The sequence below is a fragment of the Pseudomonas benzenivorans genome (genome assembly GCF_024397895.1).
GTDB lineage: Bacteria > Pseudomonadota > Gammaproteobacteria > Pseudomonadales > Pseudomonadaceae > Aquipseudomonas > Aquipseudomonas benzenivorans_A.
On sequence record NZ_CP073346.1, the window covers coordinates 2,618,325 to 2,639,446 of the forward strand.

At 66.4% G+C, this 21,122-nt stretch carries 22 protein-coding genes; 15 read left to right on the forward strand and 7 right to left on the reverse strand.

Features of this window, described 5'->3' with window-relative positions; genetic code table 11:
- Window positions 1-33 precede the first annotated feature (33 nt).
- On the reverse strand, window positions 34-540 hold the full coding sequence (def, locus tag KDW96_RS12245) for a peptide deformylase (RefSeq protein WP_255836530.1): 507 nt from the start codon (window positions 538-540) through the stop codon (window positions 34-36).
- A gap of 153 nt (window positions 541-693) precedes the next feature.
- On the opposite strand from def, the gene KDW96_RS12250 reads away from it, so the two are divergent.
- The 3 genes from KDW96_RS12250 to tsaC all read left to right on the forward strand — a co-directional run bounded on the left by KDW96_RS12250 (window position 694) and on the right by tsaC (window position 3,540).
- The gene (locus KDW96_RS12250; protein WP_255836531.1) at window positions 694-1,719 is read left to right on the forward strand and encodes a LysM peptidoglycan-binding domain-containing protein; all 1,026 of its coding nucleotides are present in this window, start codon (window positions 694-696) and stop codon (window positions 1,717-1,719) included.
- Window positions 1,720-1,805: 86 nt separating this feature from the next.
- Window positions 1,806-2,906 carry a DNA-processing protein DprA gene (dprA, locus tag KDW96_RS12255; protein ID WP_255836532.1) on the forward strand — a complete coding sequence of 367 codons (1,101 nt, stop codon included), beginning with the start codon at window positions 1,806-1,808 and terminating at the stop codon, window positions 2,904-2,906.
- Between the two features lie 76 nt (window positions 2,907-2,982).
- Window positions 2,983-3,540 carry an L-threonylcarbamoyladenylate synthase type 1 TsaC gene (gene tsaC, locus KDW96_RS12260; RefSeq protein ID WP_255836533.1) on the forward strand — a complete coding sequence of 186 codons (558 nt, stop codon included), beginning with the start codon at window positions 2,983-2,985 and terminating at the stop codon, window positions 3,538-3,540.
- 46 nt (window positions 3,541-3,586) lie between these two features.
- Here tsaC and KDW96_RS12265 read toward each other — a convergent pair whose 3' ends face one another.
- Window positions 3,587-4,564: an NADPH:quinone reductase gene (locus KDW96_RS12265; protein ID WP_255836534.1), complete on the reverse strand. Its 978-nt coding sequence runs from the start codon at window positions 4,562-4,564 to the stop codon at window positions 3,587-3,589.
- A 188-nt stretch (window positions 4,565-4,752) separates the two neighbouring features.
- Between KDW96_RS12265 and hemF the strand changes: the two genes are divergently transcribed.
- Both hemF and aroE read left to right on the forward strand, forming a co-directional pair.
- Window positions 4,753-5,673, forward strand: a complete 921-nt coding sequence (gene hemF, locus KDW96_RS12270; protein WP_255836535.1) for an oxygen-dependent coproporphyrinogen oxidase — start codon at window positions 4,753-4,755, stop codon at window positions 5,671-5,673.
- Window positions 5,673-6,497: a shikimate dehydrogenase gene (gene aroE, locus KDW96_RS12275; protein WP_255836536.1), complete on the forward strand. Its 825-nt coding sequence runs from the start codon at window positions 5,673-5,675 to the stop codon at window positions 6,495-6,497. The genes hemF and aroE overlap by 1 nt, the downstream gene beginning before the upstream one ends.
- An 83-nt stretch (window positions 6,498-6,580) precedes the next feature.
- Here the strand turns inward: aroE and KDW96_RS12280 are convergent, their stop codons facing one another.
- The 3 genes from KDW96_RS12280 to betC form a co-directional block, all read right to left on the reverse strand.
- Entirely contained in the window at window positions 6,581-8,149 is a 1,569-nt protein-coding gene (locus tag KDW96_RS12280; RefSeq protein ID WP_255836537.1) for a SulP family inorganic anion transporter, read from the reverse strand.
- Between the two features lie 90 nt (window positions 8,150-8,239).
- Window positions 8,240-9,166, reverse strand: coding sequence for a choline ABC transporter substrate-binding protein (gene choX, locus KDW96_RS12285; RefSeq protein ID WP_255836538.1), 927 nt, complete (start codon window positions 9,164-9,166; stop codon window positions 8,240-8,242).
- Between the two features lie 79 nt (window positions 9,167-9,245).
- Window positions 9,246-10,754 (reverse strand): choline-sulfatase, encoded by a 1,509-nt coding sequence (betC, locus tag KDW96_RS12290; protein WP_255836539.1) that lies wholly within the window; start codon window positions 10,752-10,754, stop codon window positions 9,246-9,248.
- 113 nt (window positions 10,755-10,867) lie between these two features.
- On the opposite strand from betC, the gene KDW96_RS12295 reads away from it, so the two are divergent.
- From KDW96_RS12295 to KDW96_RS12330, 8 genes are all read left to right on the forward strand, one after another.
- Complete coding sequence (locus KDW96_RS12295) at window positions 10,868-11,785, forward strand: choline sulfate utilization transcriptional regulator (protein ID WP_255836540.1); 918 nt, start codon at window positions 10,868-10,870, stop codon at window positions 11,783-11,785.
- Window positions 11,786-11,919: 134 nt separating this feature from the next.
- Window positions 11,920-12,831 carry a D-alanyl-D-alanine endopeptidase gene (gene pbpG, locus KDW96_RS12300; protein WP_255836541.1) on the forward strand — a complete coding sequence of 304 codons (912 nt, stop codon included), beginning with the start codon at window positions 11,920-11,922 and terminating at the stop codon, window positions 12,829-12,831.
- Between the two features lie 169 nt (window positions 12,832-13,000).
- On the forward strand, window positions 13,001-13,990 hold the full coding sequence (locus KDW96_RS12305; protein ID WP_255836542.1) for a phospholipase C/P1 nuclease family protein: 990 nt from the start codon (window positions 13,001-13,003) through the stop codon (window positions 13,988-13,990).
- A 1-nt stretch (window position 13,991) separates the two neighbouring features.
- Entirely contained in the window at window positions 13,992-15,242 is a 1,251-nt protein-coding gene (locus tag KDW96_RS12310; RefSeq protein WP_255836543.1) for a peptidyl-prolyl cis-trans isomerase, read from the forward strand.
- On the forward strand, window positions 15,239-15,844 hold the full coding sequence (locus tag KDW96_RS12315) for a hypothetical protein (protein ID WP_255836544.1): 606 nt from the start codon (window positions 15,239-15,241) through the stop codon (window positions 15,842-15,844). The genes KDW96_RS12310 and KDW96_RS12315 overlap by 4 nt, the downstream gene beginning before the upstream one ends.
- A 275-nt stretch (window positions 15,845-16,119) precedes the next feature.
- On the forward strand, window positions 16,120-16,407 hold the full coding sequence (locus tag KDW96_RS12320) for a hypothetical protein (protein WP_255836545.1): 288 nt from the start codon (window positions 16,120-16,122) through the stop codon (window positions 16,405-16,407).
- A 105-nt stretch (window positions 16,408-16,512) separates the two neighbouring features.
- A complete protein-coding gene (locus tag KDW96_RS12325; protein ID WP_255836546.1) occupies window positions 16,513-16,992 on the forward strand; it encodes a WGR domain-containing protein in 480 nt (159 codons plus the stop codon).
- 55 nt (window positions 16,993-17,047) lie between these two features.
- Window positions 17,048-17,266 carry a DUF6500 family protein gene (locus KDW96_RS12330; RefSeq protein WP_255836547.1) on the forward strand — a complete coding sequence of 73 codons (219 nt, stop codon included), beginning with the start codon at window positions 17,048-17,050 and terminating at the stop codon, window positions 17,264-17,266.
- Between the two features lie 488 nt (window positions 17,267-17,754).
- Here the strand turns inward: KDW96_RS12330 and trpA are convergent, their stop codons facing one another.
- Both trpA and trpB read right to left on the reverse strand, forming a co-directional pair.
- Window positions 17,755-18,564 carry a tryptophan synthase subunit alpha gene (gene trpA / locus KDW96_RS12335; RefSeq protein WP_255836548.1) on the reverse strand — a complete coding sequence of 270 codons (810 nt, stop codon included), beginning with the start codon at window positions 18,562-18,564 and terminating at the stop codon, window positions 17,755-17,757.
- The gene (gene trpB / locus KDW96_RS12340) at window positions 18,561-19,772 is read right to left on the reverse strand and encodes a tryptophan synthase subunit beta (RefSeq protein WP_255836549.1); all 1,212 of its coding nucleotides are present in this window, start codon (window positions 19,770-19,772) and stop codon (window positions 18,561-18,563) included. The genes trpA and trpB overlap by 4 nt, the downstream gene beginning before the upstream one ends.
- A gap of 106 nt (window positions 19,773-19,878) precedes the next feature.
- On the opposite strand from trpB, the gene KDW96_RS12345 reads away from it, so the two are divergent.
- Both KDW96_RS12345 and KDW96_RS12350 read left to right on the forward strand, forming a co-directional pair.
- Window positions 19,879-20,766 (forward strand): LysR family transcriptional regulator, encoded by an 888-nt coding sequence (locus tag KDW96_RS12345; RefSeq protein ID WP_255836550.1) that lies wholly within the window; start codon window positions 19,879-19,881, stop codon window positions 20,764-20,766.
- A gap of 86 nt (window positions 20,767-20,852) precedes the next feature.
- Window positions 20,853-21,068: a dodecin gene (locus tag KDW96_RS12350; protein WP_255836551.1), complete on the forward strand. Its 216-nt coding sequence runs from the start codon at window positions 20,853-20,855 to the stop codon at window positions 21,066-21,068.
- Window positions 21,069-21,122: the final 54 nt, after the last annotated feature.

Genomic DNA, 21,122 nt, shown 5'->3' on the forward strand with positions numbered 1-21,122 from the left:
CTTGCCGCAGCAAGCCTTTATACAGGTGGTGGCTCACGCCCGCTGGCGATGTTGCTTTTCCAGCTTCTTCTTGATGCGGTCACGCTTGAGCGTAGACAGGTAGTCGACGAACAGCTTGCCGTTGAGGTGGTCGCATTCGTGCTGAATGCACACCGCCAGCAGGCCTTCGGCGATCAGCTCATAGGGCTGGCCGTCGCGGTCCAGCGCCTTGATCTTGACCTTCTGCGGGCGGTCGACGTTCTCGTAGAAGCCGGGTACCGACAGGCAGCCTTCCTGGTACTGGTCCACTTCGTCGGTCAGCGGCTCGAACTCGGGATTGATGAATACCCGCGGCTCGGAGCGGTCTTCCGACAGGTCCATTACCACCAAGCGCTTGTGCACGTTGACCTGGGTCGCGGCGAGGCCAATGCCCGGGGCTTCGTACATGGTTTCGAACATGTCGTCGATCAGCTGACGCAAGGCGTCGTCGACCACGTCCACCGGCTTGGCGATGGTGCGCAGGCGCGGATCGGGAAATTCGAGGATGTTTAGGATCGCCATATGCGTTTGTGATGCACTTGTGGAATAAAGTCAAAATCCGCTGCTAAGATGATGAGCAGCATTGAAAAACGGCTTCACGCCGCAGTTTCACTGGGTTTCAGTCGCGGCGCTAGGGCGCTCCACGTGAAGACACATAATAAAGGGATTCACCGTATGAGGAAATCACTACTCGCCCTGCTGCTGCTGGCCGCAGGTGGCTTGGCCCAGGCGGAAGTGCAACTCAAGGAAGGTCACCCTGACCATTACACCGTGGTCAAGGGCGATACCCTCTGGGATATTTCCGGTCGGTTCCTCAGTCAGCCGTGGAAGTGGCCGGAGATCTGGCACGCCAACCCGCAGGTGGAAAACCCCCATCTGATCTATCCCGGCGACGAGCTCAGCCTGGTCTACGTCGACGGTCAGCCGCGCCTGATGCTCAACCGCGGCGAGTCCCGCGGCACCATCAAGCTGTCGCCCAAGGTGCGCGTCACGCCGATGGCCGAAGCCATTCCGACCATTCCGCTGGAGGCGATCAACAGCTTCCTGCTGAGCAACCGCATCGTCGACAACCCGGAAGAGTTCCAGGGCGCCCCCTATGTCGTGGCCGGTAACGCCGAGCGGGTGGTCAGTGGCGCCGGCGACCGCGTCTATGCCCGCGGCCAGTTCGACGAGCACGCACCGGTGTACGGCATCTTCCGCCAGGGCAAGACCTACGTCGATCCGGAGACCCAGGAGTTCCTCGGGATCAACGCCGACGACATCGGCGGTGGTGAGATCGTCGCCGAGGAAGGCGACATCGGCACCATGAACCTGACCCGCTCGACCCAGGAAGTACGCCTGGGTGACCGTCTGTTCCCCACCGAGGAGCGGGCGATCAACTCGACCTTCATGCCCAGCGAGCCGACCAATGAAGTTCGCGGCCTGATCCTCGACGTGCCGCGTGGCGTGACCCAGATCGGCCAGTTCGACGTGGTCACCCTGAACAAGGGCGCGCGGGACGGCCTGGTGGTGGGCAACGTGCTGGCGGTGTACAAGACCGGCGAAACCGTACGCGACCGGGTCACCGGCGAATCGGTGAAGATTCCCGACGAGCGTGCCGGCCTGCTGATGGTCTTCCGCACCTACGACAAGCTCAGCTACGGGCTGGTCCTCGGCGCCACCCGCCAGCTGGCGGTGATGGACAAGGTCCGCAACCCGTAACGTCGAAAAGCCCCGCTCCCGCGGGGTTTTTTTTGCCTGCCGATTTTCTGCCGCCCGAGTGGCGCGACCGATCAAGGATGATCAGCATGTCGCAGCGTCTGTCCCCTGCCGAGCTCGAAGCCCGTTTGCGCCTACATGGTCTGCCGGAACTGGGGCCGCGGCGTTTTCGCAAGTTGCTGGCGGCCTTCGACACCGCCTCGGCCGCCCTCAGTGCGCCGGCCAGTGCCTGGCGCGCCCTGGGCCTGCCGGCGGTCTGTGCCGAGGCGCGGCGCAATGCCGAGGTGCGTGAGCGGGCCAGGGCCGCCCTGGCCTGGCTGGAGGCCCGGGACCGGCACCTGCTGATGTGGGATGACCCGGCCTATCCGGGCCTGCTCGCCGAGCTCGACGATGCCCCGTCGCTGCTGTTCGTCGCCGGCGAGCCCAGCCTGCTCGAGCAACCGCAGCTGGCCGTTGTCGGCAGTCGCCGCGCCTCCCGCCCCGGCCTGGATACCGCCCACAGTTTCGCCCGCAGCCTGGCCGCCGGCGGCTTCGTGATCACCAGCGGCCTGGCCCTCGGTATCGACGGCGCGGCACATCAGGGGGCGCTGGACGCCTCGGGAAAGACCATCGCGGTCCTGGGTACCGGGCTTGAGCAGCTGTATCCGGCACGCCATGCCAGACTGGCGGCGGACATTGTCGCGGGGGGTGGCGCGCTGGTGTCCGAGCTGCCGCTGGACTGCCCGCCCCAGGCGGGCAACTTTCCCCGGCGCAACCGCATCATCAGCGGTCTGTCCCTCGGTGTGCTGGTGGTCGAGGCCAGCCCGTCCAGCGGCTCGCTGATCACCGCCCGCCTGGCGGCCGAGCAGGGCCGTGAAGTTTATGCGATTCCCGGCTCCATCCATCATCCCGGGGCGCGGGGTTGCCATCAGCTGATCCGCGAAGGGGCCACCCTGGTGGAAAGCATCGAGCACATTCTCGAGGCCCTGCGCGGCTGGCAGGTCCAGATGCCGCCTGCGGCCGAGCCCGCTGCGTCCCTGCAACCAAGCCATCCCCTGCTCGAGCTGCTGCATGCCGCGCCGCACAGCAGCGAAGCCCTGGCAGCGGTCAGTGGCTGGCCGCTGGCCGAAGTGCTGGCGGCCCTCACCGAGCTGGAGCTGGAAGGGCGCATCGCCCGCGAAGGCGGCCGCTGGGTCGGGCGTGGCGGCTGAGCTGCACGCTGGGGTCCGGCAAGGGTTGGCAAGCTTGGATACACTGCCCTGCAGGGGTAAATGGGGAGAGCGGCGGATGGCCAGTCATTGGCAGGTGCAACAGGCGGCACGGGTGGTGAGCCAGGGCGGGGTGATCGCCTATCCGACCGAGGCGGTGTGGGGGCTGGGTTGTGACCCCTGGGACGAGCTGGCGGTGGCCCGTCTGCTGGCGCTCAAGGAGCGGCCGATGGACAAGGGCCTGATCCTGGTGGCCGACTGCATCGAGCAGTTCGATTTTCTCCTCGAGGATTTGCCGGACGTCTGGCAGGAGCGCCTGGCCAGCAGCTGGCCGGGGCCCAACACCTGGCTGGTGCCGCACCAGCAGCGCCTGCCGGAATGGATCAGCGGACGGCATGCCAGCGTGGCCCTGCGGGTCAGCGATCATCCCCTGGTGCGCCGGCTGTGCGCCCTCACCGGCCCGCTGGTGTCGACCTCGGCCAACCCGTCCGGGCGCCCGGCGGCGCGCACCCGCCTGCGCGTGGAGCAGTATTTTCCGCGGCAGCTGGACCTGGTGCTCGGTGGTGCCCTGGGCGGGCGCCGAAACCCCAGCGTGATCCGTGACCTGGCCAGCGGCCAGGTGCTGCGCCCGGCTTGAGCCAACCGGCCGTGCCGCCTGGCCTTCGTCAGGCGGTAGCTGCTGGTCAGGGCAGCAGAATGGTCGAGCCGGTGGTCTGTCGTGCGGCCAGGGCGGTCTGCGCCTGAGCGGCGTCCTTGAGCGCGTGGCGGCTGCTGATCTCCACCTTGAGCCGGCCGCTGGTGATCATCGCGAACAGCTCGTCGGCCATGGCCTGCAGGCGTTCTGGGGTATCGGCATAGCCGGCCAGGCTCGGCCGGGTGACGAACAGCGAACCCTTCTGCGCGAGGATGCCCAGGTTGACCCCGGTGACCGCGCCGGAGGCGTTGCCGAAGCTGACCAGCAGGCCGCGCGGGGCGACGCAGTCCAGGGAGGTTTCCCAGGTGTCCTTGCCGACGCCGTCGTAGACCACCGGGCACTTCTGTCCGTCGGTCAACTCCTGCACCCGTTGCACCACGTTCTCGTGGCTGTAGTCGATGGTCGCCCAGGCGCCCTGCTCCATCGCCCGCGCCGCTTTTTCCGGCGAACTGACGGTGCCGATCAGCTTGACCCCCAGGGCCTTGGCCCACTGGCAGGCGAAGGAACCGACGCCGCCGGCGGCGGCATGGAACAGGATGGTTTCGCCGCCCTTGAGCGCATAGGTCTGGCGCAACAGGTACTGCACGGTGAGGCCCTTGAGCATGACCGCCGCGGCCTGCTCGAAGCTGATCGCCTCGGGCAGCTTGACCAGTTTGCTGGCCGGCAGCACGTGCAGCTCGCTGTAGGCGCCGAGCGGGCCGGTGGCGTAGGCCACACGATCGCCGACCTGGAACTGGCTGACCCCCTCGCCCACCGCCTCGACGATGCCGGCACCCTCGGTGCCCAGGCCGGACGGCAGCGCCGGCGGCGGGTAGACGCCACCGCGGTAATAGATATCGATGAAGTTCAGGCCGATCGCCTGGTTCTGCACCCGCACTTCATGGGGGCCGGGTGCGGCCGGCTGGTAATCGAGGTACTCGAGCACTTCGGGGCCGCCGTGGCGGCTGAACTGGATTCGCTTGGCCATATCAGGCTCCTGTGCAGTGGGGATCGCGCCTGGCCATGATGCCTCCGGGCGCTTGCGCGGGCACCTATCCAATCGTCCCTATTGACCTGCGTCAACTGCGGGTCGCCGGTGGCAAATGCTATGCTGGCCGCCGATTTCGTCGACAGGGCCGCGCCCTGCCGGCCTGACTCGTTTTTCAAGGTGCCGCCGTGAGTGACCGTACTGAGGCCGTGAAGGCCTATCTGCTCGACCTGCAAGACCGTATCTGTGCCGCCCTGCAAGCCGAAGACGGCAGCGCCGACTTCATCGAGGACGCCTGGCAGCGTCCCGCCGGCGGTGGCGGGCGCACGCGGGTGCTGGAGAACGGCGCGCTGATCGAGAAGGGAGGGGTGAACTTCTCCCACGTCCATGGCAGTGGCCTGCCGCCCTCGGCCAGCGCCCACCGCCCGGAGCTGGCCGGCCGCGGTTTCGAGGCCCTCGGCGTGTCCCTGGTGATCCACCCGCACAACCCCCATATCCCCACCTCCCACGCCAACGTGCGCTTCTTCATCGCCGAAAAGGAAGGCGAGGAGGCGGTCTGGTGGTTCGGCGGCGGCTTCGACCTGACCCCCTACTACGCCAACGAGGAGGACTGCGTGCACTGGCACCGGGTGGCCCAGGCCGCCTGCGCGCCCTTTGGCGAGGATGTCTACCCGCGCTACAAGGCCTGGTGCGACCGCTACTTCCACATCAAGCACCGCGACGAGCCACGCGGCATCGGCGGGCTGTTCTTCGACGACCTCAACCAGTGGGACTTCGACACCAGCTTCGCCTTCATGCGCGCCATCGGCGATGCCTTCCTCGAGGCCTACCTGCCGATCGTGCAGCGGCGCAGGAACACCCCCTTCAGCGAGCGTCAGCGCGAGTTCCAGGCGTTCCGTCGCGGCCGCTACGTGGAGTTCAACCTGGTCTACGACCGCGGCACCCTGTTCGGCCTGCAGTCCGGCGGGCGCACCGAGTCGATCCTCATGTCGCTGCCGCCGCAGGTGCGCTGGGGCTATGACTGGAAGGCCGAGCCCGGCAGCGAGGAGGCGCGCCTGACCGAGTACTTCCTGCAGGACCGCGACTGGCTGCAGGAGGCAAAGGCCTGATGGACCGCTATGGCGTATTCGGCAACCCCATCGGCCACAGCAAGTCGCCGCTGATCCACCGCCTGTTCGCCGCCCAGACCGGCCAGCAGCTGAGCTACGAGGCGCTGCTGGCGCCGCTGGACGACTTCCCCGGCTTCGCCCGGAACTTCTTCGCCGAAGGCAAGGGTGCCAACGTCACCGTGCCGTTCAAGGAGCAGGCCTTTCAGCTGGCCGACGAACTGAGCGCCCGGGCCCGCCGCGCCGGCGCGGTGAACACCCTGATGAAGCGCGAGGACGGCAGCCTGCTCGGCGACAACACCGACGGCGCCGGCCTGGTGCGCGACCTGACGGTCAATGCCGGCTTCGCGTTGCGCGGCAAGCGCATCCTCCTGCTCGGTGCCGGCGGCGCGGTGCGTGGCGTGCTCGAGCCGCTGCTGGCGCAGCAGCCGGCGGTGCTGGTGATCGCCAACCGCACGGTGGCCAAGGCCGAGCAGCTGGCCGGCGAGTTCGCCGACCTGGGGCCGCTGGTGGCCAGCGGCTTCGACTGGCTCGACGCGCCGGTGGACCTGATCGTCAACGGCACCTCGGCCAGCCTGGCCGGCGAGTTGCCACCGATCGCGCCGAGCCTGATCGAGTCGGGCCATACCCTGTGCTACGACATGATGTACGCCCGGGAGGCTACCGCCTTCAATCGCTGGGCCGCCGAGCAGGGCGCGGCGCGCACCCTCGATGGCCTGGGCATGCTGGTCGAGCAGGCCGCCGAGGCTTTCTTCCTGTGGCGCGGGGTGCGCCCGGACAGCGCGCCGGTGCTGGCCGAACTGCGCCGCCAGCTTCGGCAGGGCTGATTCCGTAGGGTGCGCCACGCGCACCGATGCTTCTAAGCGGGTGACAAGGCTGGCGCGGTTCTGGTGCGCGTGGCGCACCCTGCCTAGTCCTCGAACAGCACCGGACAGTGCTCGGCCCCTTCCAGCTTGTGGATCTCCTCGATCACCTGGGGCCGCGCCCGACGCATGATCAGGAAGCGGTTCTGCGCCTTTAGGCGGCGCGCCTCCTGGTGCAGCATCTCGACCCCGGCGTAGTCGATGAAATTGACGTGGTGGGCGTCGATGACCACGCGTCCCTTGCGGGTGCGCTGCAACAGCTGCTGCACGTAATGGCAGGCGCCGAAGAAGATCGAGCCCTCGACCCGCAGCAGGTCTTCCTCGTCCTCCTGCCAGAACTTCACCCGCGGCTGCGAGGTGCGCTTGAGGTAGAAGAACAGCGAAGCCAGCACCCCGGCGTAGATCGCCGTCTGCAGCTCCAGCAGCAGGGTGGCCAGCAGGGTCAGGGCCATCACCAGGAACTCGGCGCGGCTGACCCGGTACAGCGCCCGCGCCCCGGCGATGTCTACCAGCCCCCAGCAGATCAGCAGGATGCCGGCGGCCATGCAGGGCAGCGGGATCAGCGCGATCAGCCGCGCGCCGAACAGGGCGAACAGCGCCACCAGCAGCGCCGAGCACACCCCGGCCAGCGGCGAGCGGGCGCCGGCCTGCAGGTTCAGCGCCGAGCGGGTGAAGGAGCCGGCCGACAGGTAGCCGGAGAACCATGGGCCGATCAGATTCGACAGGCCCTGGGCGCGTACCTCCTGGTTGGCGTCGAGGAACTGCTGGGACTTGCTGGCCAGGGCGCGGGATATCGACAGGCTGGTGACCAGGCCGAGCATGCCGCAGGCCACCGCCGCCGGCAGCAGCTGAAGCAGGCTGGACAGCTCCAGGCGCAGCGGGCTGAACGGCGGCAGGCTGCCCTCGAAGGCGCTGACCAGGGCGATCCCGCTCATCTGCTGCGGCAGCAGCAGGACCACCAGACTGCCGGCCACCAGGCCCAGCAGCAGGGCCGGCGCCCGTGGCCACAGCTTGCGAATCAGCAGGCTCAGACCCAGGGTGAACAGGGCCAGGGCCAGGGCGCGCCAGTCGCTGTCGAGCAGGTGTTCGCCGATGTTCAGCAGGGTTGCCAGGGCGGTGGCCTGGCTCGGTACCTCGATGCCCAGCAGGTTGGGCAGCTGGCCGAGGGCGATGACCACGGCGGCGCCGATGGTGAAGCCGAGCACCACCGAGTGGGAGACGAAGTTGACCAGGGCGCCGAAGCGCAGCAGGCCGAGCAGCCATTGGAACAGCCCGGCGACGAAGGTCAGCAGCAGCACCAGGGCGATGAAGTCCGCGCTGCCCGGGATGGCGAAAGGGCTGACGCTGGTGAAGATGACGATGGAGATCGCTGCGGTCGGCCCGCAGATCAGGTGCCAGGACGAGCCCCACAGGCAGGCGATGATCACCGGCACGATGGCCGCGTACAGGCCGTACTCGGCCGGCAGGCCGGCGATCAGGGCATAGGCGATGGACTGCGGCAGGGCCAGGATGGCGCCGCTCAGGCCCACCAGCAGGTCATTGCCGAGGCTGCGACGGCTGGTGTTGGGCAGCCATCGGAGGAAGGGCAGCAGGGTCTGGCGGCTGGGTAGCGGCATCGGTGAGGTTCTGTGCGAGGGTGGGCTGCGGCCCACCACGTGCGACAAGGGTAGGCCGAAGCCTACCCTAAGCCAAGTTTACCTAAGGGGTCAGAGGCGCGCTTTCACCGCCGCCAGCGCGTCGCCGCCGTCGCGGGTGGTCACGCCCTGCAGCCAGCCGTCGAGTACCGCCGGGTTGGCTTTCACCCAGGCCTTGATCGCCTCGGCGTTGCTGGCCTGCTTGCTCAGCACCTGATCCATGATGCTGTTCTCCATCTGCTGGGTGAATCTGAGGTTGCTCAGCAGCTTGCCGACGTTCGGGCACTGCGCGGCGTAGTCCTTGCGCGCCAGGGTGTTGACGCTGCCGCTCTCGCCGAAGTACTTCTCGCCGCCCTTGAGGTACTTCATGTCGTAGTTGACGTTCATCGGGTGCGGGGTCCAGCCGAGGAACACCACGAACTGGTCGCGCTTCACCGCCCGGCCGACCTGCACCAGCATGGCCTGCTCGCTGGATTCGACCAGCTTCCAGTCGCCCAGGCCGAACTCGTCGGATTCGATCATCTGGCGGATCGACTCGTTCGCCGGCGAGCCGGAGGCGATGCCGTAGAGCTTGCGGTCGAACTTGTCGGCATGCTTGTCCAGGTCGGCGAAGGTCTTCACCCCGGCCTCATAGGCATAGGTCGGCACGGCCAGGGTGTATTCGGTGCCCTCGAGGTTCTGCGCCAGCTTGGCCACCTGGCCACTGGCGACGAACTTGTCGTAGTTGCTCTGCTGCGCGGGCATCCAGTTGCCGAGGAACACGTCGACCTGGCCCTTTTGCAACCCGGCGAAGATGATCGGCACCGCCAGGGTCTGGCTCTGCGCCTTGTAGCCGAGGCCCTCGAGCAGGAAGCCGGCGACGCCGTTGGTCACCGCGATGTCGCTCCAGCCCGGATCGCCGAGCTTCACCGTGGCGCAACTCGCGTCCTCGGCCTGGGCCTGCATGGCGCCGGCCGCCAGGATCAGGCCGCCGGCCAGTGCTGTACTGAATCTGTTCATGCCTAGTCTCCGCTTTGTCGCTCTTGTTCTGAGGGTGAAAGGCAGGCGCAACGCTGGCGGCGCCTGCCGGGGGCTGGGTTCAGGGCTGGGGATAACGGGCGCGGCGCTCCAGGTCGTCCAGGTCGATATGGTTGCGCATGTACTGCTGGCTGGCGTCGACCATCGGCTGGTGGTCCCAGCTCTTCAGCTTGCCGTGGGTCAGCGCCTCGGCGACCAGGCGCCGGCGGCGCTGGCTGGCCAGGGTGGCCTGGTGGATCGCCGGGATGTCCCAGCGCGCCCGCGCCTCGGCGACGAACGCGTTGAGCAGTTCCTGGTGGTCGGGCGACTGCGCCAGGTTCTCGCACTCCCGGGGATCGTTGCGCACGTTGAACAGCAGCAGCGGATCCACCTCGGAGTAGATGAACTTCCACTCGCCGCGGCGGATCATCATCAGCGGGCCGATGCTGCCCTCGGCCATGTACTCGCCGAGCACCTCGTCATGCCCGCCCTCGCCCTGCAGGTGGGGCAGCAGCGAACGACCGTCCAGGGCCAGGCCCGGCTCGAGGCTGCCACCGGTCAGCTCCACCAGGGTCGGCAGCAGGTCCATGGTCGACACCGACTGGCTCACCCGGCGCGCGGCGAAACGCTTGGGCGCGTGCACCAGCATCGGCACCCGGGCCGACATCTCGAACCAGTGCATCTTGTACCAGAGGCCACGCTCGCCGAGCATGTCGCCGTGGTCGCCGGAGAAGACGATGATGGTGTCCTCGGCCAGGCCGCAGTCCTTGAGGGTCTTCAGCAGCTTGCCGACGTTCGCGTCGATGTAGCTGCAGGCACCGAAGTAAGCGCGGCGCGCGTCCTTGATCTTCTGCTCGGGCATCTCCTTGCCCCACAGGTCGATGACCTTGAGGATGCGCTGCGAGTGCGGGTCCTGTTCGGCCTGGTCGATGGTCTGGCTGGGCAGCGGGATGTCTTCGTCGCGGTACAGGTTCCAGAATTCCTCGGGAATGGTGTAGGGGTCGTGGGGGTGGGTCATCGACACCGTCAGGCAGAACGGCTGGTCGGCGCTGGTGCGCACGTGGTCGTAGAGGTACTGCTGGGCCTTGAACACCACCTCCTCGTCGAAGTCCAGCTGGTTGGTGCGCACGCAGGGACCGGCCTGCAGCACCGAGGACATGTTGTGGTACCAGCTCAGGCGCTCTTCCGGCGCGTCCCAGTTCACCGCCCAGCCGTAGTCGGCCGGGTAGATGTCGCTGGTCAGGCGCTCCTCGTAGCCGTGCAGCTGATCCGGGCCGCAGAAGTGCATCTTGCCCGACAGCGCGGTGCGGTAGCCCTGGCGGCGCAGGTAGTGGGCGTAGGTCGGCACGTCGCCGGGGAAGTCGGCAGCATTGTCGTAGGCGCCGATCTTGCTCGGCAGCTGGCCGCTGACCAGGGTGAAGCGCGACGGCGCGCACAGCGGACTGTTGCAGTAGGCGGAATCGAACACCACGCCTTCGGCGGCCAGGCCCATCAGGTTGGGCAGCTTGATCGGCGAGGCGGCGTCGTGCAGTGGCAGGAGCGGCGCGGCCATCTGGTCGGCCATGATGAAGAGGATGTTGGGACGTTTCATGGCGAGCCTGTTTTCCATATGGAAGGTTTATGCGAAATTGCTGGTTCGATCATTGCGTCTCAGGGCAAGCGGGTAAACCCGCCGGGAATACATGACTCGGATAAGTACAGCTTATGTTTAAACACTTCGATGGGCTGTCCCTGGATGCCCTGCTGGTGTTCGAGTCAGCCGCGCGCCACCTCAGCTTCACCGCCGCCGCCGCCGAGCTGGGCAGCAGCCAGCCGGCGATCAGCCAGCAGATCAAACGCCTCGAGCAGCAACTGGCCACCCGCCTGTTCGACCGGGTCTACCGCGGCATCGTGCTCACCGAGGCCGGCGAGCTGCTGTTGCGCCATGTGCGCGACGGCCTGCAGAGCCTGGACGCCGGCCTGGCGGCGGTTACCGCCCAGCCGCAGCACGAGGTGCTGCAGGTGGCCACCGACTTCGCCGTCGCCGCCTACTGGCTGATGCCGCGCCTGCACCGCTTCAATCGGCGCCATCCGGAGGTGGACGTCAGCCTGATCACCACCAATCGCGACCTCGGGATGCTGCCGCCGGAGATCGACGTGGCCATCGCCTTCGGCGACGGCCGCTTCAAGCATGGCGAGGCCCATCTGCTGTTTGCCGAAGCGGCCTTTCCGGTGTGCAGCCCGCAGTTGTTGCGCGGCCGCCAGCCGCCCCTGGCGCCGGCGGCGCTGACCGAGCTGCCGCTGCTGCACCTGCGCCCGGAAACCCGCTCGCGCTGGCTGGACTGGCATGGCCTGTTCCGCGCCTTCGCCATCGCCCAGGCGCCGAGCCCCGGCAGCCTGCGTTTCGACAATTACACCCTGCTGATCCAGGCCGCCATCGCCGGTCAGGGCGTGGCCATCGGCTGGCATCATCTGGTCGACGACTTGCTCGCGCAGAACCTGCTGTGCCGCGTGTGCGGCGGCGAGGCGCGCACCGCGTTCGGCTATTACGTGGTACTGCCCGAACGCAAGCGTCGCCAGCGCCTGACCGAGCAGTTCGTCGCCTGGCTGAAGGACGAGCTGAGTGGCAGCGAGCCGCTCTAGGGCGGTCCCCGGAGACTGGCGAAAGGCCGCCGGATGCCCCGTCGCCCCCTGCAAGAACGCGGGCCGACTGCCTATACTGTCGGGGTCGGAACCCGCTGTTCCGTCGTCCCCCACCCAACCCAGTGAAGCCTTCCGTGAAAATCCGTGATTCGATAGTAAGCCTGCTGCTGATCTGCAGCTGCGTTGTAGTTGCTTCGAACAGCCTGGCCGCGCAAAAACTCCCGCGCCATCAGGAACTCGCCGCCGGCAGCGCCCTGCTGGTCGACCTCAAGACCGACCAGGTGCTGTATTCCAGCAACCCCGATCTGGTGCTGCCGATTGCCTCGGTGACCAAGCTGATGACCGCCATGGTGACCCTGGACGCCAAGCTGCCGCTGGACCAGGTGCTGCCGATCACCATCCGCGACAATCCGCATATGAAAGGGGTGTATTCGCGGGTGCGCATCGGCAGCGAAATCAGCCGCCACACCATGCTGCTGCTGACCCTGATGTCCTCGGAAAACCGCGCGGCTTCCAGCCTGGCCCACCACTATCCGGGCGGCTACGGCGCCTTCATCGCGGCGATGAATGCCAAGGCCAAGGCCATCGGCATGCACAGCAGCCGCTTCGTCGAGCCCACCGGCCTGTCCGAGGACAACGTCTCCAGCGCCAAGGACCTGGTGGTGCTGCTCAAGGCCAGCCAGCAGTACCCGCTGCTCAGCCAGCTGAGCACCACCTCGGAGAAGACCGTGAGCTTTCGCAAGCCCGCCTACAGCCTGGGCTTTCGCAACACCAACGGCCTGGTGCGCAAGGCCAACTGGAGCGTGCAGCTGAGCAAGACCGGCTTCACCAATGCGGCCGGCCACTGCCTGGTGATGCGCACCGTCATGGCCAAGCGCCCGGTGGCCTTCGTGGTGCTGGATGCCTTCGGCAAGTACACCCACATGGCCGACGCCAATCGCCTCAAGCGCTGGCTGGAAACCGGCCAGGTCACCCCGGTGCCGGCGGCGGCCATCAGCTACCGCAAGCAGAAGCAGGCCCAGCGGGTTCTGCAGAAGGCGCAATAAAGGCGCCGCGGCGGGGCGCCGACCCTGCTCTGGTCTAGACCGGCCCAACCTTGGTTGGGTAGATGGGGCAAGCGCGACTGCGCTTTAGTTGGAGTCCGGCGTTGCAATGGTTCTGCCATCAACGCCGGCTAGTACTGCTCAACTCCAACTACAAAAGAGCGCCCTGCCCATGAAAACCATCTCCACCCTGCTGCTTGGCCTAGGCCTGGCCTGCTGCGCCGGTCAGGCGGCCGCCTGGTCGCAACCCACCCACAAGAACATCGTCAAGGACGCCCTGGCGTTCATGAACTCCGGCTCCGCCAGCGCCGAGATGCGCCGCGCCTACCAGTTCTATGTCGGCGCCGCCGGCAGCGAAGCCAAGGCCGGCGAGGTCCTCGGCCAGGCCGCCTATGACGTCGACGACTTCAAGGACACCCGCCTGGGCGGCTGGTGGGTCGGCTACGAGCACGCCCCGGTTGGGGGCGCGGCCGCCTCCATCGTCAACTACACCTCCTACTGGCACTTCATCAACATGGCCCGCCAGGGCGACGCCCACGGAAACGACCACGGCGGCTACGACTACCGCTACCGCAAGGTCGACGGCAGCTGGAGCGGCGACGTCGACTGGTACGCCATGGTCTACCTGTACAACCGCGAGCTGAAGAAGAGCGACTTCGACAGCACCGAGGCCCACTACCGCCAGGGCAGCCGGTCGAACTGGCAGGAGCATTACGGCGACTTCCAGACCGCCGCCTTCCAGCCCATCGACAACCTGGCCAAGTACTGGTTCGACCAGTTCAAGGCCGCGCCCTCGCTGCAGACCATCGGCTATTCGCTGCACGCTACCGGCGACGTGGCCCAGCCGCACCACGCCTGGGTCACCTCGGGCAACGGCCATTCCGGCTGGGAAGGCTGGGTCGACGACCACTACTTCAGCGAGCGCCTCAACGACCCATCGGCAGTCGCCAACCTGGTCGGTCGCTACGATCCGCAGAAGCCGCTGCGCGACCTGCTGACGCAGACCGCCCAGGTCGCCTACCAGCACCCCGAGCCGCTCTACGACACCGGCTACGCCACGCGCTTGCGGGTGGCCAAGGCGCTGATCCCGGAGTCCATCGCCTTGACCGTCAACGTGCTGACCAAGGGCGCGAACAGCTTCCACGGCCAGGGCGGGCTCTGAGGTGGCGGCTTTTCTGAGCCGTGCCCTGGTCGTGCTGGGGCTGGCAGGCATTTGCCTGTCGGCCCAGGCCGCCCAGGACCTGCATATCGACGGCGAACGCCTGCCGGGCAAGAGCATCGCCCTGCTCGAGCAGGCCCTGACCCGGGTCAAGTTCAACACCGACCCGGCGCAGCTGCGCGCCGGCCTGGTGGAGAACCGCCTGCTGGCCCGGGACGTCGAGGCCGAGCTGCAGCCCCGCTACCGCACCGATCTGGAGGCATTGGTGGAGGTCGAGGCGGCCAACCTGGTCGAGCAGGTCCATGGCCGGCGCTTCGAGCATGACGTGCGGCCGTTCCTGCGCCAGCTACAGCCGCTCAGTGCCGAGCGCCTGCGCGGGGTGCTGGCGTCGCAGCAGCAGGGGGTGGTGCTCGATAGCCTGCAGCTGAGCCCGGCGCAGCAGGCCGAAGCGCGGGAGGTGCAGTTGATCGCCTGGCAGTTCCCCGGCCAGGCCGAGCGGCGCCTCGACCTGCTGGCGCTGTACCAGGGCGACAACGTCCAGGGCCGGGTCGAGCTGCAGCAGGGCAACCTCGCCTACCTGGCCGAACAGGTGCGTCAGCACGTGCTGCGCGACTACCTCTGGTACCAGCTGGCCGAGCAGGGCTTCGACGCCGCCGAGCGCCAGGGCCTGCGCCTGCTGGTGCGCGACAAGCTGGTGCGCCACCAGTACCTGCACCAGATCGGCCTGCACGGCGATTTTCATCACGAGACCGACAGCCTCAAGCAGCTGGCCCGCCAAGTCAGCGATGCCGACGCCGAGGCCTACTACCGGCGCCACCTGGCGCAGTACCGCAACGTCGCCCAGGTTCAGGCCGCGCACATCCGCCTGGCCGACCAGGCCAGCGCCGACCGGGTGCACGCCGAACTCGTCGCCGGCCTGGACTTCGACGAGGCGGTGCGCCGCTATTCCCTGGCCGACGACAAGGGGCGAACCCCGCCCGGCGACCTCGGCCTGATCCGCCCGCAGGACGGGGACCTGGACTTCCTGCGCAAAACCGCCCTGCTGCAGAAGGCCGGCACCTTCTCCCAGCCGATGCTGATCGACGGCGCCTTCGAGATCGTCCAGGTGCGCCAGCGCGAGGACCGCCAGCTGCCCCTGAGCGACCCCAGCGTGCGCTACGAGGTCAATCAGGCAGTGGCCAAGGAACAGCTGGCCAGCCAGTTGCAGGCGCGCCTGCAGGCCCTGCGGGCCAACAGCAAGGTAGAAGGGCTGTGAGGCGCTGGCTGGGGGCGGCCCTGCTTGGCTGTGGCGGCGCCGTGGCCCTGACCCTCTGGTTGTCGCCAGCGGCGGCGCCGGTTCGGTTGTCCGCGCCGGCCCGGGCCAAGCTGCTGCCCGAGCCTGCACGGTTGGCGCCTGTCGCGGTGGCGCCCGCTACCGTCCAAGCGCAGGCGACAGTCAGCGCTGCGGCTGCGGAGTCGCCTGCCGAGGCGCCGGTGCAACCCAGCCTCGAGCCAGTGGAAGCCCAGGTGCTGATGCAGCTCATGCTGGAACGCGGCGACCCGCGCAGCCCGCCGCTGGGCGAACTCAAGCCGCGTCCCACACCATCGCCGGCGGAACTGGCCGACCCGGTCCAGTACCAGGCCTTCGAGGATCGCCACAGCCGCGCCGAGTTGCAGGCTTATGCCGGCGGCGTGCAGCAGATCCCGGCGATCCGCGCGCGCATCGAGGAGGCCGCCCAGTCCGGCGAACGCAACGCCGCCGAACTGAACGAAGCCCGCGCGGCCCTGGAGCAACTGGAGATGCTTCAGCGCAAGTTAGAGCGCGAGGCGCCGGAGCTGCTGCCGGGCGCGCCGCCACCCGGCAGCGGCGGGTCCTGAGTCAGCCGCTGACAGTGAGGTACACCAGTGGGCGGTCGCCGCGCCCGTATTGCTTCCCGCGCGCCCCACAGGCTACTGTCGCGGGCTCCTGCCCCGACAAATGGACTTGTTTCGATGGTGTATAAACCCCTCCCCCCCAGTCGCCCCTGCCGAGCCCCCGCGCCAGGGCGCGCCGCGCTCAACTTTCCCAGATTGCTATCCACCAATTGGTGCGTTTAAACGCACCAATTGGGGTCTAATTTTAATTAGAGAACTATCAGAAAAGGAGTATTCGCATGGAAGAAAACGCATCGGAAACAAAGCCAGAGGCAACCTTTGGGCTTGCAGCTAAATTTGCACTTCGACTATTGGCGCTCACCATTCTATTCAGTATCATCCCCTTGCTTTTTGTAAATCTACCTCTAAATATGTTCCTAACGAACTTCGGCAACCTATACATCCCAGCAATGCTAGTCGCAAACTGTCTCGCAGTATTTCTCTCCTGCGCGCTTGCTATAAAATTAATACTGGCATGGGGTGTCGGCGGCTTTCAGTTTACGCTAACAAAAGAAGCCAAGGTGTAGCTTTCTAACTACGCGCTCAACCTCGCTCACTTCGTTCGCTGGACAGTCAAAAGCTTAGCTTTTGCCTGCCGCTTAGCTCAAACGTTAGCCATATCGAGTACCCACATGCTGAAACTCTATCGGCTCACCGACGCCAAGAAAGATTACTGGGAAACATGGGACAACGAAGATGGTTCCCATACCGTTCACTGGGGTGAGCTTGGGACAACCGGCCAATCCAAAACAGTCAAATCTACACTCCTAAAAAAAGCGGAAGCATCGATACAAAAGAAAATCGATACCCTTGTTGCCCAAGGCTTTCATCCGGTCGATATTGAAGATCACATCACTCTACTCATTGAGTACGCAGTCGATGGCATGGGGTCGCGGGAGGATGTCGAGAAACGACACCGCCTAGAAGAAAGAATGAATGAAACTCTCGGTTGGGCGGGCCTTGGTGCTTGTGACGGTGGCAGCATTGGCAGCGGCACAATGGAGGTCTGCAATTTCGTAGTGGACTTTGAGACTGCAAAGGCAGTGATCGCGAAAGACTTAGAAGGTACGGAATTTGCCAACTTCACACGAATCTATGACGAAAATGTGTAGGCATATGGCTAGCACTACGCTCCAAGAGACGTTAGGCACAGGGTAACTCAAATTAATGCGACAAGTTTTAAGAAAGAAAATTATCGGTGTGTGTGCGAAGAAAATACTCGCCAAGGGTGAGTCAGTTGGCGTTTCTTTTTACGCCTTCTTCGCAAATAAAAATGATGACCCAGAGCTTCTTATGGAGGCTGCAACATGGTGGATAAAAAACCACAAACTAGACCATTTCGAGAAAGCTACAAAAATAAAACAAATGGTTGAATTCGGGCTCTGATTTATTTGGTTTATAACCAGCTCATTAAGCTGGCTATAAGGCAGACCAAGAAACAAAGCGAAGGAAACGCATGAAACAGCACAGACAATCAAAAGCAATGTTGGAAATCGTGCTGTTTCCGCTTACAGCGTTCGGCTCAAGCGCGAACCTAACAAGTATATATGGGTGCTCCCCACAAGCAGTGAGGAATCGCTTTTCAAGGCTGTCGTCAGTGCGGTTGCATGCGTATACCCGGCCTGTTGTGGGCTGTAATGCCCTGGCCATTCTGTAGTTCGCACAGCGGGGGCCAAGCGTTCAAACGATCCCGAAGATCAGCATGGTTATCGGCCTTGTTCCGCTGCAGGGCTCGCCTGTTGCGACAGTCGCGCTTCTCACGCACCACCCGCCAGGGCTATTGGCCGTAACCCTTCGCCGGCGGAACGCTAGACATTAAGAAGCCGCTGTTCCCTCATGGTAACAGCGGCTTTTTCTTGGCTGGGGTTTGGGCTTTAGCCGCGCGCGCCGCGTACCCCTTCGGCCAGTTGGCGGCACAGGCCGAGCACGCCGTCCACGGCCTGCTTGTCGTCCTGGGCATTGGCGATCTGGTCGATCAGCGCCGAGCCGACCACCACGCCGTCGGCCAGGCGGGCGATGGTCGCCGCGTGGTCCGGGGTGCGGATGCCGAAGCCGATGCTGATCGGCAGGTCGGTGTGGCGGCGCAGGCGTGCCACCGCCTGCTCGACATGCTCGACGGTGGCCGAGCCGGCGCCGGTGACGCCGGCCACCGAGACGTAGTAGACGAAGCCGGAGCTGCCGTTGAGCACCTTGGGCAGGCGCGCATCGTCGGTGGTCGGGGTGGTCAGGCGGATGAAGTCCAGGCCGGCGACCTGGGCCGGGTCGCACAGGTCGGCGTTATGTTCCGGCGGCAGGTCGACCACGATCAGGCCGTCGACCCCGGACTCCTTGGCCTCGGCGATGAAGCGCTCGACCCCGTACTTGTGGATCGGGTTGAAGTAGCCCATCAGCACCAGCGGCGTCTTCTGCTCGCCTTCACGGAATTCGCGGACCATCTGCAGGGTCTTGGCCAGGTCCTGCTTGGCGGCCAGGGCGCGGATGTTGGCCAGCTGGATGGCCGGGCCGTCGGCCATCGGGTCGGTGAACGGCATGCCCAGCTCGATTACGTCGGCGCCGGCCGCCGGCAGGCCCTTGAGGATCGCCAGGGAGGTGTCGTAGTTCGGGTCGCCGGCGGTGACGAAGGTCGCCAGGGCGGCGCGGTTCTGCTCTTTCAGCTCGGCAAAGCGGCTCTGCAGGCGGCTCATGCGTGCTTCTCCTGTTCGCTCATGTGGTGCATCACGGTCTGCATGTCCTTGTCGCCGCGGCCGGACAGGTTGACCACCATCAGGTGATCCCTGGGCAGCGAGGGCGCGCGCTTGAACACTTCGGCCAGGGCGTGGGCGCTTTCCAGGGCCGGGATGATGCCCTCCAGGCGGCAGCACTGGTGGAAGGCGGCCAGGGCCTCGTCGTCGGTCACCGAGGTGTATTCGACCCGGCCGATGTCGTGCAACCAGGCGTGTTCCGGGCCGATGCCCGGGTAGTCGAGGCCGGCGGAGATCGAGTGGGCGTCGATGATCTGGCCGTCGTCGTCCTGCAGCAGGAAGGTGCGGTTGCCGTGCAGCACGCCCGGCACCCCGCCGTTGAGGCTGGCGGCGTGCTTGCCGGTGTCGATGCCGTAACCGGCCGCCTCGACGCCGACGATCTGCACCGACTCGTCGTCGAGGAAGGGGTGGAACAGGCCCATGGCATTGGAGCCGCCGCCGATGCAGGCGACCAGGCTGTCGGGCAGGCGGCCTTCCTGGGCCTGCATCTGCTCGCGGGTTTCCTTGCCGATGACCGCCTGGAAGTCGCGGACCATCGCCGGGTAGGGGTGCGGGCCGGCGACCGTGCCGATCAGGTAGAAGGTGCTGTCGACGTTGGTCACCCAGTCGCGCAGGGCCTCGTTCATGGCGTCCTTGAGGGTGCCGGTGCCGGCGGTGACCGGGATCACCTCGGCGCCCAGCAGCTTCATGCGGAAGACGTTGGCCTGCTGCCGGTCGATGTCGGTGGTGCCCATGTAGATCACGCATTCCAGGCCGAAGCGCGCGGCCACGGTGGCGGTGGCCACGCCGTGCATGCCGGCGCCGGTCTCGGCGATGATGCGCTGCTTGCCCATGCGCCGGGCCAGGAGGATCTGGCCGATGCAGTTGTTGATCTTGTGCGCGCCGGTGTGATTGAGCTCCTCGCGCTTGAGGTAGATCTTGGCGCCGCCGCAGTGCTCGGTCAGGCGTTCGGCGAAGTACAGCGGGCTGGGCCGGCCGACGTAGTCACGCTGGAAGTAGGCCAGTTCCTCGGCGAACGCCGGGTCCTGCTTGGCCTTCTCGTACTCGGCGGCCAGCTCGTGGATCAGCGGCATCAGGGTTTCGGCGACGTACTGGCCGCCGAACGAGCCGAACAGGCCGTTGGCGTCGGGGCCGGTGGTCAAAGAGTTCATGGCGTTCTCCTGGGGAGCGTGCGAATGGGCGATGGGCAGAGGATAAGGCTGTGGCGCCGATGGTAAAAGCGATAAGATCGCCTGGACCTGTCAGGAAATCTCACATATGAGCCAGGAGCTTCCCCCACTCAATGCCCTGCGTGCCTTCGAGGCGGCGGCGCGGCTGCAGAGCGTCAGCCAGGCGGCCGAGCAGCTGCACGTCACCCATGGCGCGGTCAGCCGGCAGATTAGGGTGCTGGAGGAGCACCTGGGAGTGGCGCTGTTCGTCAAGGACGGGCGCGGCCTTAAACTCACGGATTCCGGGCTGCGCCTGCGCGACGCCAGCGGCGAGGCTTTCGCCCGCCTGCGCACGGTCTGCGCCGAGCTGCAGCAGGTCCAGGCCGATGCGCCGTTCGTCCTCGCCTGCCCCGGCAGCCTGCTGGCGCGCTGGTTCATCCCGCGACTGGACCGCCTGCAGCGCGAGTTGCCGGAGCTGCGCCTGCAACTGTCGGCCAGCGAGGGCGAGCTGAACCCGCGCCGCGCCGGGGTCGATGCCACCCTGCTGTTCGCCGAGCCGCCCTGGCCGGCGGACATGCAGGTGTTCGAGCTGGCCGCCGAACGCATCGGCCCGGTGCTCAGCCCGCACCATGGGCGCTTCGCCGAGCTGCACCGGGCGCCGGTGACGGCGCTGCTGGGCGAACCGTTGCTGCACACCAGCTCGCGGCCCCAGGCCTGGCCGAGCTGGGCGAGCCGCAGCGGGCTGGATGAGAAAACCCTCAGCCTCGGGCAGGGCTTCGAGCACCTCTACTACCTGCTGGAGGCCGCCGCCGCCGGTCTGGGCGTGGCCATCGCCCCGCAGCAGCTGGTGGCCGATGACCTCGCCAGCGGTCGCCTGGTGGCCCCCTGGGGCTTCGTCGAGACCCCGGCGCGCCTGGCCCTGTGGGTGCCGGCGCGGCAGCTGGACAGGCGTGCCGAGCTGCTGGCCGAGTGGCTGCGCGGCGAGCTGGGCGGCTGAGCGGCCGGCCGGTTCCGCAACAATCCGGAGCACATGGCCGGCACTTCTCGTCTAGCGTTTAACTATCGCCCAGAGGAGGAATCGCCATGTCGAACCATCACACCTACAAGAAAATCGAGATCGTCGGCTCATCGCCCGTCAGTTCCGACGAGGCGATCAACAACGCCCTGGCCGAGTGCGCCAAGTCCATTCGCAACCTCGAATGGTTCGAGGTGATGGAAACCCGCGGGCACATCGAGAACGGCAAGGTCGGCCACTACCAGGTGACCCTCAGGATCGGTTTCCGCATCGCCAATAGCTGAGGCCCTTGGAATCCGCTGATTAAGCCCCACTATTGCACTCGGGTATTGGCGTCG